Origin of the sequence: Ornithinibacter sp., assembly GCF_035443565.1 — a bacterium.
Lineage (GTDB): Bacteria > Actinomycetota > Actinomycetes > Actinomycetales > Dermatophilaceae > Fodinibacter.
The window spans coordinates 1-1,325 of record NZ_DAORSO010000377.1 but is presented as its reverse complement, the minus strand read 5'-3'; the positions used below and the strand labels follow the sequence as shown (position 1 = coordinate 1,325).

At 68.5% G+C, this 1,325-nt stretch carries 1 protein-coding gene; it reads left to right on the top strand.

Features of this window, described 5'->3' with window-relative positions; translation table 11 throughout:
- The coding region (locus PLL68_RS15315) for a preprotein translocase subunit SecA (RefSeq protein ID WP_502910740.1) at positions 1–1,325 on the top strand (1,325 nt) is incomplete at both ends.

Sequence of the window (1,325 nt, the reverse complement as noted above, 5' to 3'; positions counted from 1 at the left end):
TCACCCTCCAGAACTACTTCCGCATGTACGACAAGCTCTCGGGCATGACCGGCACGGCCATGACCGAGGCCGCCGAGCTCAACTCGATCTACAAGCTCGGTGTCGTGCCGATCCCGACCAACCGGTCGATGATCCGCCGCGACGAGGCCGACCTCGTCTACCGCACCGAGGAGGCCAAGTACCGCGCCGTCGTCGACGACATCGTCGAGCGCCACGAACACGGCCAGCCCGTGCTCGTCGGCACCGTCTCGGTCGAGAAGTCCGAGTACCTCTCCGAGCAGCTGCGGCGCCGGGGCATCAAGCACGAGGTGCTCAACGCCAAGCACCACGAGCGCGAGGCGAGCATCGTCGCGGATGCCGGCCGCAAGGCCGCCGTGACCGTCGCCACGAACATGGCCGGTCGCGGAACCGACATCATGCTCGGTGGCAACCCCGAGTTCCGCGCCGTGGAGGCCCTCAGGGCCCGCGGCCTGGACCCGCACGAGACTCCCGAGGAGTACGAGGCGGCGTGGGACGACGCCCTCGCCGCGGCCGAGGAGCAGGTCGCGGCCGAGCACACCGAGGTCACCGAGCTCGGCGGGCTGTACGTGCTCGGCACCGAGCGCCACGAGTCGCGCCGCATCGACAACCAGCTGCGCGGCCGCTCCGGTCGTCAGGGTGACCCGGGTGAGTCGAGGTTCTACCTCTCCCTCGAGGACCACCTCATGCGGCTGTTCAACGCCGGTCTCGTCGACCGCGTGATGACCACCGCCAAGCTCGACGACGACCAGCCGATCGAGTCGAAGATGGTGTCGCGCTCGATCCAGTCGGCGCAGGCCCAGGTCGAGGCGCAGAACTACGAGATCCGCAAGAACGTCCTCAAGTACGACGACGTCCTGAACCGCCAGCGCACCGTCATCTACGACGAGCGCCGCCGCGTCCTCGAGGGTGAGGATCTGCACGAGCAGCTGCGCTACTTCGTCAACGACGTCATCGAGGGCTACGTCGACGCCGAGACCGGCTCCGGCTTCCCTGAGGACTGGAACCTCGAGCGGCTGTGGACGGCGCTGCGTGCGCTCTACCCGATCAGCGTGGACCACGCGCAGCTCGCCGAGGCCGCGGGTGGCTTGAGCGGGCTGACGAACGAGCGCCTGAAGGAGGAGATCCTCTCCGACGCGCACCACGCGTACGACCAGCGCGAGGAGGCCCTGGGCTCCGAGGTCATGCGTGAGGTCGAGCGGCGCGTCATGCTCTCGGTCCTGGACCGCAAGTGGCGCGAGCACCTCTACGAGATGGACTACCTCAAGGAGGGCATCGGCCTGCGCGCGATGGCCCAGCGCGACCCG